The following is a 14,480-nucleotide window of genomic DNA, read 5'->3' as shown; positions in this document are numbered from 1 at the left end:
CAAAGTAATTTAATAACTTTGCTTTCTCTTCAGATGATAAATATTTTTGGTAATTTATATTTCTTAATCTTAAATATTCTTTAAATGAAAAAGGCAATATGAGATAATCCAGGGTTCTACCGCGAAGAGAGGTAGCAATTTCCTGTGATAATAGTTTAGATGAAGATCCGGAAATGAATATATAAGCATCTCTTTTTTCTAATAAATCTCTTATAAATATTTCCCAATTTTCTATTCTTTGTATTTCATCTAAAAAAAGCCATATTTTTTGTTTCTTATTTTCCGGATAGATTTCATAAAAGGTATTTAAAAAAGATATTAAATCATTTAAGTCCATGGCAACTAATCTAGGATTTTCAAAATTTATATACAAGGTCCTTTCTTTTTTTATTCCTTTATCAATGAGCTTTTTTATTAAGGAATATAAAAAATAGGTTTTGCCACTCCTTCTTGGCCCTAATATAGTCGTTGCCCTATTTAGGGGAATTTCTAAGTTAATAAAATTTTGCAGCTCCCTTTCCACTAAGGAAGGCAAGGTATTCTTTTGATGATCCAGTATTATTTCTGACAGTATTTCCTTATCTATCATATAAGCCTTTCTAAAATTTCAAGTCGCAAACTGTTTTTTATTTATTAAATTATATAAGAGGAAATGTTTTGTTAATATTTCCCTCTATATTATACAATTATGACAGTAGAAAAACAAGAATTAACAATTACAAATCAATAACAATCAGTAGATAGTATACTTGGTTCATTGGTTAATTAGTTAATTAGTTAATTAGTTCATTGGTTAATTGGTTCAAAAAAACAGTTCATTAGTTCGCTAGTTATTTAGTTAATTAGTTCAGAAATACATAAAATATAGTTTATTGGTTAATTTGTTAGCAAATACAAAAAATACAATTAATTAGTTTCGTTAGTTAATTGGTTCACAAAAACAGTTCATTAGTTTCGTTAGTTAATTAGTTAATTAGTTCAAATACATAAAATACAATTAATTAGTTGATTGGTTGATTTGTTCATTAGTTTAGCACAAATATTTAATTACTTTTCGATTTCTTTTTTATAATCTTTGTATTCTTTGCATGTTCTTAAGTATCTGATAAAAGCATTGATTTGTTTGAAAATATCTACTGATTTAGAATAAACATCATTAAATTGTTCTTTAGTGATATATTTTAAATCAAATGCAACAAATAAATGACTTTGTACTTCTGCTATAGAGCCTCTTGATATCACTAAAAAGTTTATAAACTCCTTTTTTGAATATCTATGAAAACCTTCTGCGATATTGCTCATTATTGAAACTGCAGCACGGGTAATTTGAGATTTTAGTCCATAGTTTTCCCTATTTGGAAAATTGTTCGTAATTTGATATATTTCCCTGGTAAAAGATCTGGCATCTTTCCAAACATCTAAATTGTAAAAAGAATTAATTTTTGTCATTTCCCTCTGTTTAACTTTTTGATAAACTATTAAACCAATCAAGTAAATTTTTTATTTTATCATTTCGAACTAATGAGCTAATTAACCAACGAAACTAATGAACCAATGAACAAATTAACTATTTCACTGATCTGCTAATAGCCACTTCCATACTGGTAATATTCGAATATCTATATCTTCAATAATCTTATTTTCTTCTTCATCAAAGGTAAATATTGTACCTTTTTTTATTCCTAATTTTTTGCAAGCCTCAACTAAGCCTTCTATCTCTCTTTCTTCATTATCTTCTTTTAATTCCCAGGTTACTTGATAGGAAGTTAATTTACCTTGATTATCTTTTACTATAAAATCACATTCTCTATTTTCATCAAAATAAAATACCTCTTCTCCTTTTTTTCTTAACTGCCAAAAGACTATATTTTCTAATATTCTTCCCCAATCATCAGAGGTAACCTTTTTACAGATACCGGTATCTACAAGATAAATTTTTGCCGGATTTCTCATTCTCTTATAAGAAGATTCAGCAAATATTCTTATCTCATAAATAAGCATACTTTCTAAGAAGTAATGGTAATACGAAAATAAAGTATCTTTGGAAAAAGGAAATTTTTCTTTATATTGTTTATAGAAAGCATTCAAAGAAATTTTTAAGGAAAATGAGGAAAAAAGTTTTTCCATAAGTGCTTTTAAAAGATGGATATTAGTTATATTAAATCTTTCCACCAGGTCCTTGAAAAACATTGCCTCGAGATATTCTGTAATAACCTTCTTCTTTTCAAAGTCCGATGTTAGAAGAGACACCTCGGGGAAACCTCCCCATTTTATATATTCATAGAAATATTTTTTTATTAAGGTTTTTTTCGAGCCATAAATAATATTTTTATCATTGGCATCAATATTTTTTATATATAAATATTCTCTAAAAGAAAAGGGGGTTACTTCTACACTCCAAGCTCTCCCTCTTAAAGATGTGTGGATTTCCATAGGCATTATTCTCGAAGAGGAACCAGTGACAAATACTTTTATGTTCGCCCGTTCCACAATTCTTCGGCAATATTTTTCCCAACCTTCGATGTTCTGAATTTCATCAAAAAGAAATACAAGATCTTTACCTATTAGATTGGGTTTTAATTCCAGAAATGCTTCTTTTAATACCTCAAAATCTTTTAGTTCAAAATCGCTTAGTCTTTCATCTTCAAAATCTAAATATAATGATTGTTCTTTCTGCTTCTTAAATAGATCAAATAAGATATAGGTTTTACCACTTCTCCTTACACCAAAGAGTATTACTACTTTATTTAATGTTTCGGGAATAGAAATACCCTCTCTTTTTGTAATATTTTTTACCTGCCGGGTAATAAATTCTTCATTAGATATAATGATTTCTTTTAAGAGCTCTTTACTTACCATGCTTAAATATTTCCATTCATATAGTTATAAAAGGAGTAACTAAATACTTTTGTCCTTTTTATAAAACCATATTATAACATATTTATCCTTTTTACAAGGACGATTAATTAGTTCACAATAAAAAGCCAATCTACCAATCCTTTAAATCAATCTTCCAATCTGCCAATCCAGAAGAATCAACCAATCGACCAATCGACCAATCTATAAAGAATTATCCGATCTACCGATCGCCAATCAAGAATCAAATACAAGAAACAAATCTAACATCTGCCAATCAAAGCACAATCTTCCAATTGCTAATCTGTAAAAAATCAAAGAATCAGCCAATCTGCCAATCTATAAAGAATCAAAGAATCTTTCAAATCAAATAAAATTGAATTAAATATTTTCAAAAAGAATAATAGGTCTATTGTGGTAAGTGTGGTTAAACTGAAAGTTTATCCAGATAATGTGTTTAAAATTAAATTTATACACATTATGTTACTTTCCACAATTATAATTTAAACATTTCTTAAATAATTCATAAGGCCATTCAGCTGCTGAGCAATTTTTTTTGTATCTTGATAATATTTTTTAAACTCTATTTCTGATATATATTTTAAATCAAGTGCAATATAGAGGTCATTTTGTATTTCTGCACAAGAACCCCTAGCCATGGATAGATAATTAGTTAATTCTTTATCTGTTCTACGATCGAAGCCTTCGGCAATATTTGAACCTATAGAAACGGCTGCACGTCTTATTTGAGAAGTCATACCGTACATCTCACCCTTGGAGAAACTATTTGTTAATCTATATATCTCGGATGTAAATTTTCTAGCAAGCTGCCAAACAGGTAATTCTTCAAAAGATTTTATTTTAGCCAAAAAGTGAGCCTCCAAAAATATAATCTACCAATCATCCAATCGCCAATCTCGACAATCGACCAATCAAAAAACAAATACAAGAAACAAAAAACTATAATCTGCCAATCTTATAAGAGCAACCAATCGCCAATCTTCCGATCTGCCAATCGACAGAACAGCCTATCACCGAACTTCCAATATATAAGGAATCAGACAATCCCCAATCGACTAATCAAATATAAGAAAAATAATGACTTATTAATTCTTTTTTCTGTTGCTCATCCGCTTGCATGTATATTAATTTGTTAGCATTTAACATTGTTCAAAATATGAACAAGTATATTTTACTTTATTTCCTTCTCATTTGCAACATTGTTATGCTGGCTGCTGATATATTTTTTGATTAAGTCATCAATGTTGATAATATCAATGATTGATTCTTCATTACTACTATTATTATGATTAGCCTCTTGAGATATTTTAGATAGAAGTGATTCTTTTAATTCCTGGTCAACAGATATTATGATATTATTCTGGTATTCTTCGGGTACTTGGTTAATTTTTTTAGTAAATTCATCTATAGAAACAACCTGATGTCCTAACAAGTTTTTCTGGGACTGTTCCTCAGATATAATCACGGTTATTTCAATGGGTGATTCAGTTGATGCCAGGAGTATTAACTTGGTGTATTGGTTTTTCCCTAAAATAATGAGATTCTTTTTTCCTTTTTGGTGTAAACTATCCAGTAAATTAATAATGATATTTTCAGCATCCCAGAAGTATTTTTGGGTTTCCTGGAAACGTTGAAATGCAAACTGGGTAGCCTTAGACATTCCGGCAGGTGTAATCAAGTAAAGCCATTTTCTCCCTTTCAATTTGCTAGCTTTTACCCAGCCGCGATGAATGAGGTTTTGTAAAATTTCATTGGTTAAACCTAAAGAAATATTTAATTTTTGGGATAAGGAACGCTGATTTGTGGAGGGATTGTTTTTTAGCTCTAAGAGCATGTCAATTTGCTTAATGTTGGGCATACAATTTCCTTTCAGTCAATTCAGTCTACCGGTTTACCAGTCTACCGGTCTACCAGTCAAATAAACACAAGTCTTCCAGTCACCCGGTCTACCGGTTACACAAATACAATTGACCAATTTACCAGTTTGCCAGTTTACCAATTAAGACAATTACCCATTTTACCGGTTGGATAATTAAGCTAATTTATTTGTTAGAAAAAGTTTTTTCATTTGTCCTTAAATATTTTATTAATCCATTAATTTGCTTTGCAATCTTTTTTGAATCCTTATATGTTTCTTGAAATTCATCGTCATTTATATAATTTAAATCTTTTGCAATAAAAAGATCATTTTGCACTTCGGAAATTGAACCTCTGGAAATAACTAAAAAATTTATAAACTTTTTTTGAATAACGATCAAAGCCTTTTATAAGATATTTTTTCCCATTCTACTCTTTAGATATTTTTCTCTCTTATAAGTATTGCTTTTATCTAAACAATCTTCAAAATAAATTAACTTCAAGGAATTTTATGTTTTATTGAAAAAACTAATCCACCTTTGTGTTCTTTAAATCTTTTCTTCAAATTGCTCGTAGCTCCTGTATAAAGAATTTCATCTTTTTTACTTCTTAGAACATAAGTGTAAAACTAATCAGGTCTAATGGGGTTCATATATGGATTACCTCTTTTAATATTTGTTTACCTATTTTTGGTTTCAATCCAGACTTCTCTACTAAATCAACTTTTATTCCAACAATTTCAGTTAAATAATATTCCATATTAACGAATGTTAAAAGGTCAATATCTGTATTCTCCTCAAATTCTACAAGTATATCCAGGTCACTTTTTTCTTTGTCTTCTCCTCTTACAAAAGAACTAAAAATACCAATCTCTTTAATCCCATATTTTATTTTCAACTCATCTTTATGTTTCTTGAGGATCTCAATAATTTTGTTTAAATTAATAGCTTTTATTTTTGCCATACCTTAGCCTCCACCCAGCTTTATATGTAAAAAACATAAAGCAATTTTTAAAATTTCCAATTAATGTTCAGGACGTGAACTTAGTAAAATTATACTTAAAGGGAGTTGAAGATGTCAAATTAATTAAGTAACAAGTGATAAGTAATGAAAAATATAGCGTCAATTGACCCGTTGACCAGTTTGCCAATTACAGAAATACAATTGACCAGTTCACCAGTTTGCCAGTTGGCCGGTTAAATACAAAAAACCTATTAGTCGGCCAGTTTGCCGGTCGGCCGGTCTACCAGTCAAAATAGTCGTGCGTATTGCATCGAAAATACAATCAAATACAAGGTGCGAGTTAATAAAGTTACAAGGTTCAAGTTAAATATAAATACAGTTTCAAGGTGCGAGATGCGAGATAAAAAATTATTGCCATATAATAAGATTTATTATGATTAAAAACCAAATGTCTTTCTAAGGGTAGACTGATACTCCAATAAATCAGAAAGAGCAAGATCTCCTAACCTTCTTTCAATTATATCTTTTTTAAAAGTTTGAATAATTCCAGTTACTAATGATGGAAATTTTAATCCAGCTTTTTTCCATTCTTTAATTTTTGTATCACCAGGAAGTATTCGTTCAATATTACTGGTAATAGCGGCAATAATAACCTTCTGTCTGTTGTTATGGTAATATTCATCACTTATTATTAAAGCCGGTCGTTTTTTGGTACCAGAACCTTCAGAAAAAATCACCTTGACCAGGACAATGTCTCCCTTTTTATAACTCATTATAAATCTCGTCCTTCTCATTATCCCATACTTCTTTTAGTGCAGGAGTAACCTGGTTGGTCATTGACAATAATTGCTTTTCTTCAGGCTCTCTTGCCAAACGTTCTCGTATACTGGTAAGAACATATTCTTTTATAGAAGTCCCGTTCAGGGTGGCGAATAACTTAATTCTTTGAGGAAATCATACTGTGGGAGTGGGAGAGGGTGAGGGGTAAGTTTTAGAATCTGTAGGATAGTGATGTTAGAAGAGAAAATTCTCTGGTATTTTGGTCACCCTTAAAATCATTATTGTGAGTGTTACAGAAAAAGCCAGTTAGTTCCAATTGCCAATTTTTACTAATGTTATAATTTACAGATGTGGAACCATGGCAATTGTGTTTATAAGCAAATTCCAGAGATAAGTCATTATTTATCCGTTGATTGATTTGAAGTAGGATATGGTTACAGGTTTATAATTTAAGTAAGCCTTATTTGCATTAAAATTTATAAGTCTTGTTTTGCCTTTTTGTTGATTTACTTTCCATTGCTTTGCCAGAATTCTGTAAAGAAGGCAATGAATACTCCTAAAAATAATCCCAGCACTCCAGCAATAGCCAGGTTTAGCTTCTTATTTGGTTTGATGGGTGATTGTGGAACGGAGGGATAATTAATAATTTCAAAATTGTTGGAATTTAGTATTTGATTTTCTAAGGTATAATATTGATTAGCCAATAGATTATAATTTTCTCTAATCTGGGTGGAATAATTTAGTAAAAGATTTATTTGTATTTGCTTTTCAGTCAAAGATAAACCCTCTGAATTGATAATATCAAGCCTTAATCTTTCGGCTTCCTCAATTTTCTCCCTTTCTAAAGTCATCTGACTTTCTAAAGATTGTTTTTCTTTTTTTAATAAATCTATCTTTGTTTGATAAAATGTCTGGTTTAATCCAACAAATTGATTTACTGTGGATAAAACTATGTCTCTTGCAGTTTCAGGAGAAGTGCTTTCACTGGCTAATCTGACATAACCACTTTCATTTATATTGTCAATTTTAATAATGCTGGCTAATTCTCTTAGAGTTACATCAAGTTGTAAGTTATCAATCACTTTTTGTAAAACATGATCGCTCTTAACTTTATTTTCTATATCATTGGTATCAAATAATAATTCATCATTAATTTGAGCAATTTTGAAGGTTACTGATGACTCATAAATAGGCAGTAAAACTAAATAGCTGACGATACCGGCAGTGATAACTAAGAGTAAAAAAATAGTAAGAATTAACCATTTTCTCTTAATTAAGACCTTAATATATTCTCGTAAATCTATTTCTTCTTCCATTATACTGACACCTTTCTATTAAATTTAGCTGGTGCTCCCTTTAAAAGTCATTTAGTCCTAAGCTAAATTTTAGAGCTTTATCTACCTGTTCCATTTTCTCTTTGCTAAGTTTCCCTAATTTCTTCTCAAGTCTTAATTTACTAACAGTCAATATCTGGCTGGTTTTTACTATAGAAGTTTCTTTAAGTCCACTCTCATTTGTTTCAATAATAACATTAATAGGATATAACTTAACTGAACTAGATATTGCTGCTACAATAGCGGTAGCTGCATTTTTATTTCCAATATTATTTTGAATAATTAAAGCAGGCCATATTCCAGCTTGTTCACTGCCTCTGGATGGATTCCAATTAACTAACCATATCTCTCCTCTTTTAGGAAAACTATTCATGGAGGACTTCTTTCTGGGCTTCTAAAGTAAACTCAATAAAATCATGATCCTCTTTTGCCATTTCTCTATAGCCTTGCGCCATTAATTCTTCTTTATTCTTCTTAAACCAGAGTTTTAATGCTTCTTCTGTCAATTTACTTTTAGAAAATTTTCGTGCTTTTGAAGTTTTTTCTACTTCCTCCAATAATTTATTATCGATGGTAATGCTTAATTTTTTTTTAGTTCTCATTTCTTATACTCCTCCTCGATAGCATTATATATCGTATTTTTTATCTTGTCAAAAATACGGATAATAGGATTTGGATAATAGTGTAAGGTCTTGAAATATCATTCTCTTTATGTTTTGTTATGTTTATTGCTGATTATACAAATATTGAATTAGGGCAAAATATTAAAAAGATTGCTGTAGCCGGTTTTGCCATCTCCGCTGGTAGTTATTTGAACATTATTTTGGGTGAAGGAAATGGTTACCTCGCCACTCCAGATCCCATTAACGAAATTTCCGCTATTTTTGGGAATGATGGTATTAGTAGTATCACTTAAGGTATTGATACCATGGTAATCAGTAACAGTATTCCAGAATCTATCTTTAGCGGTAATAGTTATATTAAAGGGCACTCCTACAATCTGGCTGTCAATTCTTTCCAATTGAAATCGCACCAGGGGAGCAGCTAAAACCGTAATTGGTTCAGTTTCTGCTGAAATTTCACCATCAGTAATAGCAATTATCTGCGAACCTGCTGTTTCAAACATAAATCCATCAGCAGGAAAGACTTGTCTTCCTTGATCATCTTCAGTAAAAGTATACTTTTGTGAGAAGATATAGGGCAGTTTTGCTTTACTATCAGTAGCTGTAAAATAGACTTCTCCCTGGTAATCATATTTTACTTTGTTGTTTATATCACAAGCAGTGATGGTAATGTCGTGTACTCCAAAATCATCTCCAGCAATACAGGAATCTGGATACCCGGCAATAGCAAAATGATGCAGAGGTCCAATCTCTTTATCCACTACCACCTGCCAGTCCCGTTTGCTCCCGTCTTCTGCTATTATGGTATAGGTAAGGGTATGATTGAAGTCATTGGAAGTAGTCCCGCTTTCCTGAATATCTTCAACAATGTAGGCTGAAGCATAAGCGGAAAGTTCAAAAGTAGCAATTAGGTTAGTTAAGTCAGTATTGTATGGCACAATTAATTCTATCAGATACATTTCTTCATCAATTCTTCCTATAATATCACTAGAAAGGGCTGCATTATCTTCTGCCCTAAATTGATAGCTTAAAAAATCTTTAGCAGAACTTAGGGGCGGTGGATGTGGTAGTGGAGGAGAAATTAGAACAGGTGAGGAGGAATTGGAAGGACATATAATACTTCTAATAATGAGATTTATTTGTTTTTGAACAAGATAATGGTTAGCAAGGTCCTTTTCTGACATTTGAGCCTTACTGACAAGTTCTACCAATTTGGCAAAATATTTATTCTGACTAATTTTTTCCAGGTCTATTTGATTGATTTTCTTCCCTGCACTGAGTAGAGCTTCGACAACCAGGACACGGGCAGTGGCAAAGGCACTGGTAATACCAACATAATAGCTTTCTTCAGGAGAGATATCTATGGGAATGATATCACGATACACCTTTTTACCCTGATTAGTTTCCTTAACCATATCAATAAAGGTATTGGCAGAAATAAAAAGGTTTTCAAATTGATAATAACCTTCTGAATTAGTTTGAGTATAATGGGAAATACCCTGGTTATCTATGATGGTCACTAAAGCATCAGATACCGGTAAATATGGCTTAATTATTCCTATGTTTTCTTCTTTGTTATAGTATGCATAATCTGAATAATTTGCAGAAATATCAGCTACTATACCGGTAATAATACCTGTTACTTTAGGAAACAGAGGTGGTTTGCATGCTGTAAAAATAGCAACAGTTAAAAAAATGAAAGACAGTAGAATAACTTTTTTTAGTTTTGTTTTACACATAGTAATTATTTATTTTAGTGTTTATACTATTTTTTTATTTTATATATTACTATTTATGATAAATTATATTATTGTTAATTTAGATTATTACTTCAGACTAACTATGAAATATAATACTACTACTTATACGAATAAACTTTGTTATTACTATTAGCATCAATTAATCATATCCTTTATTGCTTACTTGGAATATCTTTTTACAATCGTGAAACATCTTTATTGTCTTTATTTTTACTTATTTTAGTTTATCACCTAGTTAAATAATCTTCAATAATTATAGCAAGGAGATTATTCTTTATTAAGATTGCTTCTTCGCTAAGCTCTTCGCAATGATTATTAAGTTTTCTGTTTTCAGTTTAAGGTTTTTAGTTTTTGGTTAAACATTGTTAGATATAACTGTTGCCTATGATTAATGCAATACGCACTACTCATAACGCATAACGAATTTGTCCTTACAAGTCGAGCTTTGGTATAGGCTTGGATCTTACAGTTAATAGATTAGAAAGGATTGTAACACTTCTTTAGTTAACCTATCCTGCACAAATACCACGCCATAATATCTATCAAGTTCTTCATCTTCAATTCCCATCAAATCCAGATGGGATATGAAACTGAATTTTCTTTCCTCCAGGGGAGCTAACTGGCAGATATCCTGTTCTTCAAAAATATCCTTTACCAGATAGAAGAATTCGCTTTCATCGCCTTCATAATATACCATTCCATTGAGCATCAGATTATGCTGCAGAGAATGGCTAAGGTTAGTAATACTGCCCTGAATAATTATTTTATCAGTGCAGATTTCCATTATTGCTTTTATTCCCATAGGAGATGTTTGGTTTAAATGTTTATCAATGATTTCCTGATAAGCGGTAATATTTTCATCTATATCGCCACAATCACAGCATAACCCCTGCACCCTCTCTGACAATCCATTAAAAAAGGTATCGGGAGTACCCTTTACGCCATTCCCGACATACCAGTCATAACGAGCATGGGTTTGTGGTATATCGTACCCATCATCCCAAATATGAGCTTCTACTAAAATCACTCTCCCTGGTTCATAACTCCAGGTAAGTTCTTCTAAGCAAAAAGCAGCTTTGGGGCAAGTAGTGCAATCATTATTAATAAATAGTTCAATTAATACATTACGAGACACACCGGGAATAAGAGTATTTTTACTTATAGATACAGGATTATCCTCTGCTTTCTGTTCCTGAGCAAAATTAAAAAATATGATAAAGGTAATACAGAAAAAGATAAAGGTAATGATTAATAAAAAATTAATTTTTTTCATATTCTTTTATATACCATATAACAGATTTATTCTCAATATTTTTCTTTATTTTATTTGGATGAGATTGCCTCAATGCTGCGCTTCTCGCAATGACATTTTGGTTACTGGTGGTTAGTATTTAGTATGAAGTTTTCATTTTATGGTTCTATTTCCAATTTGGTTAACATGGTTTTTGCATATCCTGCTAATTTGCTTTCCGGAGCCATCTCAATTACTTTTTTCAGTGCATCAATTGCCTCATCTTTTTTACCCTGATTTATATAAACCCCTGCCCGACCATAATAACCCTCAACACTATTTGGATTACTCTCAATTACATCATTAAAATGCCGCAGAGCATTTTGATAATCTTTTAATGTAAAATATATATTCCCCACTTCTAATTGATAAGTAACCATACTTTTTTTATCCTGGTGGTACTTTATAGCTTTTTCCAGATAAGGAATTGCTTTATCATATTCCTTTCTACTTAGATATAAAGAAGCAATATTCCTGGGTAAATAATGATCATCCATAAATTTTTCAGTTTTGTGATAATATTCCAAAGCTGGTGTAATCAATCTTCTAGCAGATAAATTTAAACCAATATTATAATACAATTCACCCAACCAGGGATTCATTTTTAATCCTTTTTTATAAAGCTCTATTGCCTCATTATTCTTATTGACTTTTGTTATCAGGTCGTTACCATGATAGTAATAGATCCGTGCAATAAAAGGCCTTATTAGAAAAAGTATGCATACAATCATTAAAACAACAACAATAAAATAAGCTATCCCTTTTTTAATTGGCTGCCTATAAAAACTATTTTTTTTCTGTACATCTTCAAGAATTTCTTTTTTATTATTGTGGTTATCTTTTTCAATAGGCATTGTATCTTTCTTGCTTTTCAGAGCTATATTTATCTGGCAGATAGTTAAGCCTATAAACAGCCAGAATAGGGAAATTGAGGCAGCTAATTGTAAGGGGAATCCAAAGAGGGCATCAACTAAAACAGCTGTCACTCCACCAGTTAGTCCAATAGTTATAGCCTTTTCTTCATCTTTTATCTTGCTAAGGTATTTCAATATATTACGATAATAGCTCACTATCAGCCATAAGAAGACCAGTAAACCTATGATACCCAATTCAGACCAGAGTTGTAAATATTCATTATGTGCCTGGGCTGCCTTTCCATGGGGATAAATATCACGATTATTCCCCCTAGCGAAGAATTCAGCTTGATATTTTAAGGTATGATAATCATAGGTACCTACTCCTGAACCTAATATGGGATAATCCTCTATCATCATCCAGGTAAACTTCCATATTGCAACTCTCCTGAGAGTAGAGCCTCCAAAAGTTATATTTTCAATTGTAACCCTTTGCCTTAGCTTTCCCAAAGGAGTACTGTCTTTATTTAAGGGATGAGGAATATAAATAATTGCCAGGGCAACAATTACTAATAATAGGAAAAGTAATACTATTTTTTTATAGTATTGCTTATCTGGTTCTGTAGAAGTGCTCCTGTAATAGAATGAAATTATTACCGGGATAGTGACAGCTATTGCCAGATAAGAACCTCTGGTAAAGGTTAAAAAAAGTGTGGTACCCATTACTGCTAAAGCAGAAAATAGAAATAAGCGATTAAAAATTTTCTTTTTTGATAAACTAATGCCAATAGTAAGGGCAATAGGCAATATCAAATATTCAGCAAAATAATTTACATTACCAAATAATCCCATTACTTTTTGTCTCTCTATATTTCCTTTCCAAAAATTAAAATCAATTCCGAAATACTGGAGAATACCATAAATACCCATGACTAAACCAACAATAATAAGGATTAATAATAATCCTTCTATTTTTTTCTGCTGCTGGATAGAATTAGTAATGATATAAAAGAGCAGGGGACCTGCTATGAATAACGGAATAGCAAGGATGCTTTGATAGATATTAATTGACCAAATAAGAGAAAGACATCCTACTAATAGATATAAGAATATAGGCTTATCTAAACTGCTTTCCTGCCAGTAGATACTTTCTGTGGTAATCATTTTTAATGCCCACATGGTCAGGCTAAGCACAACACATATCTGTAATGATAACTCTTTAATTGGAGCAAAGTTCGGTATACTATAACGGTAAAAAATAACAGGAAGAATTACTATTATAGCAATAAGAATTATAAATATCCCCTCATCCCATTCAGTATAGCTATTTTTATTTAGCGATAAGTTGTTTTGTCTTTTCATATATGCTCACTTAATAATATTGGTATATAGTATTCGGTATCGTGTATCGAGTCTTAAATACATTAAAGAATACGGTACTTTAGAAATTTCCAATTAATAATTATGAAAATTCTCTAAATTCTAAATAGTTATATCATTATATTATTTCTTACCATTGCCAAGATATGTTGTTAATATGTCATGGTAATATCATGCATTTAAACTGTTTCTTTAACTAAAAACTAATAACCTCTTTGAACCTAGCTGACTATTATACTGTCCTGAATATATTTTGTTTTTAACATATCAGTAATTGGTAATAAATACTGTTCATTTATCAATTCACGTACACATCAGCATCAGCCCATTTGCCTTCTGTCCCTCCATAATTAGCAAATACTATGTATTTTCCAGTCTTTTCCGGGTTAGTGGGAGTAAAAATGGTTGTAGCAGAACCTTGCGTTGGTGTAAGTGTCCATTCTATACATGAAATACAAGTGGTCCACCTGGCTGACCATTTTATTTTGGAAACATCCATAGCAATCAATTTACTGTCACTATTATAAGCTTTTACTTCAAATGCCTTGGATTGATTTACCTTAATCTCTGCTTCTGCAGGAAATATCTTAAGATATGCCAATTCAGTATTTTCCTGGTCATATTCCTCATTGGGCAATGATAGAGTAAATCCATTACACCCGGTTACCAGCAAAGCCATAACCATAGTCATTATTATATACCAACCTGATTTTCTCATCTAAATCTTTCTCCTTGTAGGTTATTTAAAGTAAAAATATAAA

At 31.0% G+C, this 14,480-nt stretch carries 16 protein-coding genes and 1 pseudogene; 1 reads left to right on the top strand and 16 read right to left on the bottom strand.

Going from position 1 to position 14,480, the window contains the following annotated elements:
• The 5 genes from PHD84_09250 to PHD84_09230 all read right to left on the bottom strand — a co-directional run.
• On the bottom strand, positions 1-589 hold a 589-nt coding region (locus tag PHD84_09250; GenBank protein ID MDD5637981.1), incomplete at its 3' end, for an AAA family ATPase.
• 458 nt (positions 590-1,047) lie between these two features.
• Positions 1,048-1,449 (bottom strand): four helix bundle protein, encoded by a 402-nt coding sequence (locus PHD84_09245; GenBank protein MDD5637980.1) that lies wholly within the window; start codon positions 1,447-1,449, stop codon positions 1,048-1,050.
• A gap of 123 nt (positions 1,450-1,572) precedes the next feature.
• Positions 1,573-2,859 (bottom strand): ATP-binding protein, encoded by a 1,287-nt coding sequence (locus tag PHD84_09240; GenBank protein ID MDD5637979.1) that lies wholly within the window; start codon positions 2,857-2,859, stop codon positions 1,573-1,575.
• A 500-nt stretch (positions 2,860-3,359) separates the two neighbouring features.
• Positions 3,360-3,725 carry a four helix bundle protein gene (locus tag PHD84_09235; GenBank protein MDD5637978.1) on the bottom strand — a complete coding sequence of 122 codons (366 nt, stop codon included), beginning with the start codon at positions 3,723-3,725 and terminating at the stop codon, positions 3,360-3,362.
• 323 nt (positions 3,726-4,048) lie between these two features.
• On the bottom strand, positions 4,049-4,735 hold the full coding sequence (locus PHD84_09230; protein MDD5637977.1) for a winged helix-turn-helix transcriptional regulator: 687 nt from the start codon (positions 4,733-4,735) through the stop codon (positions 4,049-4,051).
• Between PHD84_09230 and PHD84_09225 the strand changes: the two genes are divergently transcribed.
• Positions 4,718-4,909: a hypothetical protein gene (locus PHD84_09225; protein MDD5637976.1), complete on the top strand. Its 192-nt coding sequence runs from the start codon at positions 4,718-4,720 to the stop codon at positions 4,907-4,909. The genes PHD84_09230 and PHD84_09225 overlap by 18 nt on opposite strands.
• 10 nt (positions 4,910-4,919) lie before the next feature.
• Here PHD84_09225 and PHD84_09220 read toward each other — a convergent pair whose 3' ends face one another.
• The 11 genes and pseudogenes from PHD84_09220 to PHD84_09170 form a co-directional block, all read right to left on the bottom strand.
• Positions 4,920-5,135: a four helix bundle protein gene (locus PHD84_09220; GenBank protein ID MDD5637975.1), complete on the bottom strand. Its 216-nt coding sequence runs from the start codon at positions 5,133-5,135 to the stop codon at positions 4,920-4,922.
• A 6-nt stretch (positions 5,136-5,141) separates the two neighbouring features.
• Positions 5,142-5,326 (bottom strand): annotated as a pseudogene (locus PHD84_09215) (GIY-YIG nuclease family protein).
• Between the two features lie 56 nt (positions 5,327-5,382).
• Positions 5,383-5,697 carry a nucleotidyltransferase family protein gene (locus PHD84_09210; GenBank protein MDD5637974.1) on the bottom strand — a complete coding sequence of 105 codons (315 nt, stop codon included), beginning with the start codon at positions 5,695-5,697 and terminating at the stop codon, positions 5,383-5,385.
• 437 nt (positions 5,698-6,134) lie between these two features.
• On the bottom strand, positions 6,135-6,470 hold the full coding sequence (locus tag PHD84_09205) for a type II toxin-antitoxin system PemK/MazF family toxin (protein MDD5637973.1): 336 nt from the start codon (positions 6,468-6,470) through the stop codon (positions 6,135-6,137).
• A gap of 513 nt (positions 6,471-6,983) precedes the next feature.
• Positions 6,984-7,793, bottom strand: a complete 810-nt coding sequence (locus tag PHD84_09200; GenBank protein MDD5637972.1) for a Wzz/FepE/Etk N-terminal domain-containing protein — start codon at positions 7,791-7,793, stop codon at positions 6,984-6,986.
• Between the two features lie 40 nt (positions 7,794-7,833).
• On the bottom strand, positions 7,834-8,184 hold the full coding sequence (locus PHD84_09195; protein MDD5637971.1) for a type II toxin-antitoxin system PemK/MazF family toxin: 351 nt from the start codon (positions 8,182-8,184) through the stop codon (positions 7,834-7,836).
• Positions 8,177-8,413 (bottom strand): hypothetical protein, encoded by a 237-nt coding sequence (locus PHD84_09190; protein ID MDD5637970.1) that lies wholly within the window; start codon positions 8,411-8,413, stop codon positions 8,177-8,179. The genes PHD84_09195 and PHD84_09190 overlap by 8 nt, the downstream gene beginning before the upstream one ends.
• 149 nt (positions 8,414-8,562) lie before the next feature.
• The gene (locus PHD84_09185; GenBank protein ID MDD5637969.1) at positions 8,563-10,173 is read right to left on the bottom strand and encodes a carboxypeptidase-like regulatory domain-containing protein; all 1,611 of its coding nucleotides are present in this window, start codon (positions 10,171-10,173) and stop codon (positions 8,563-8,565) included.
• Positions 10,174-10,663: 490 nt separating this feature from the next.
• A complete protein-coding gene (locus tag PHD84_09180) occupies positions 10,664-11,467 on the bottom strand; it encodes a hypothetical protein (GenBank protein ID MDD5637968.1) in 804 nt (267 codons plus the stop codon).
• Between the two features lie 137 nt (positions 11,468-11,604).
• Positions 11,605-13,701, bottom strand: a complete 2,097-nt coding sequence (locus PHD84_09175; protein ID MDD5637967.1) for an O-antigen ligase family protein — start codon at positions 13,699-13,701, stop codon at positions 11,605-11,607.
• 316 nt (positions 13,702-14,017) lie between these two features.
• A complete protein-coding gene (locus PHD84_09170; GenBank protein ID MDD5637966.1) occupies positions 14,018-14,437 on the bottom strand; it encodes a hypothetical protein in 420 nt (139 codons plus the stop codon).
• Positions 14,438-14,480 lie beyond the last annotated feature (43 nt).

The organism is Atribacterota bacterium, from assembly GCA_028717805.1.
Taxonomy (GTDB): Bacteria; Atribacterota; Phoenicimicrobiia; order Phoenicimicrobiales; family Stramentimicrobiaceae; genus Stramentimicrobium.
This window is presented reverse-complemented; position numbering and strand designations above follow the sequence as displayed.

Coding starts and splice junctions, on each gene's coding strand:
- PHD84_09245 (MDD5637980.1), bottom strand. CDS start 1,449: ATGACAAAAATTAATTCTTTTTACAATTTAGATGTTTGGAAAGATGCC.
- PHD84_09240 (MDD5637979.1), bottom strand. CDS start 2,859: ATGGTAAGTAAAGAGCTCTTAAAAGAAATCATTATATCTAATGAAGAA.
- PHD84_09230 (MDD5637977.1), bottom strand. CDS start 4,735: ATGCCCAACATTAAGCAAATTGACATGCTCTTAGAGCTAAAAAACAAT.
- PHD84_09210 (MDD5637974.1), bottom strand. CDS start 5,697: ATGGCAAAAATAAAAGCTATTAATTTAAACAAAATTATTGAGATCCTC.
- PHD84_09205 (MDD5637973.1), bottom strand. CDS start 6,470: ATGAGTTATAAAAAGGGAGACATTGTCCTGGTCAAGGTGATTTTTTCT.
- PHD84_09200 (MDD5637972.1), bottom strand. CDS start 7,793: ATGGAAGAAGAAATAGATTTACGAGAATATATTAAGGTCTTAATTAAG.
- PHD84_09195 (MDD5637971.1), bottom strand. CDS start 8,184: ATGAATAGTTTTCCTAAAAGAGGAGAGATATGGTTAGTTAATTGGAAT.
- PHD84_09190 (MDD5637970.1), bottom strand. CDS start 8,413: ATGAGAACTAAAAAAAAATTAAGCATTACCATCGATAATAAATTATTG.
- PHD84_09185 (MDD5637969.1), bottom strand. CDS start 10,173: ATGTGTAAAACAAAACTAAAAAAAGTTATTCTACTGTCTTTCATTTTT.
- PHD84_09180 (MDD5637968.1), bottom strand. CDS start 11,467: ATGAAAAAAATTAATTTTTTATTAATCATTACCTTTATCTTTTTCTGT.
- PHD84_09175 (MDD5637967.1), bottom strand. CDS start 13,701: ATGAAAAGACAAAACAACTTATCGCTAAATAAAAATAGCTATACTGAA.
- PHD84_09170 (MDD5637966.1), bottom strand. CDS start 14,437: ATGAGAAAATCAGGTTGGTATATAATAATGACTATGGTTATGGCTTTG.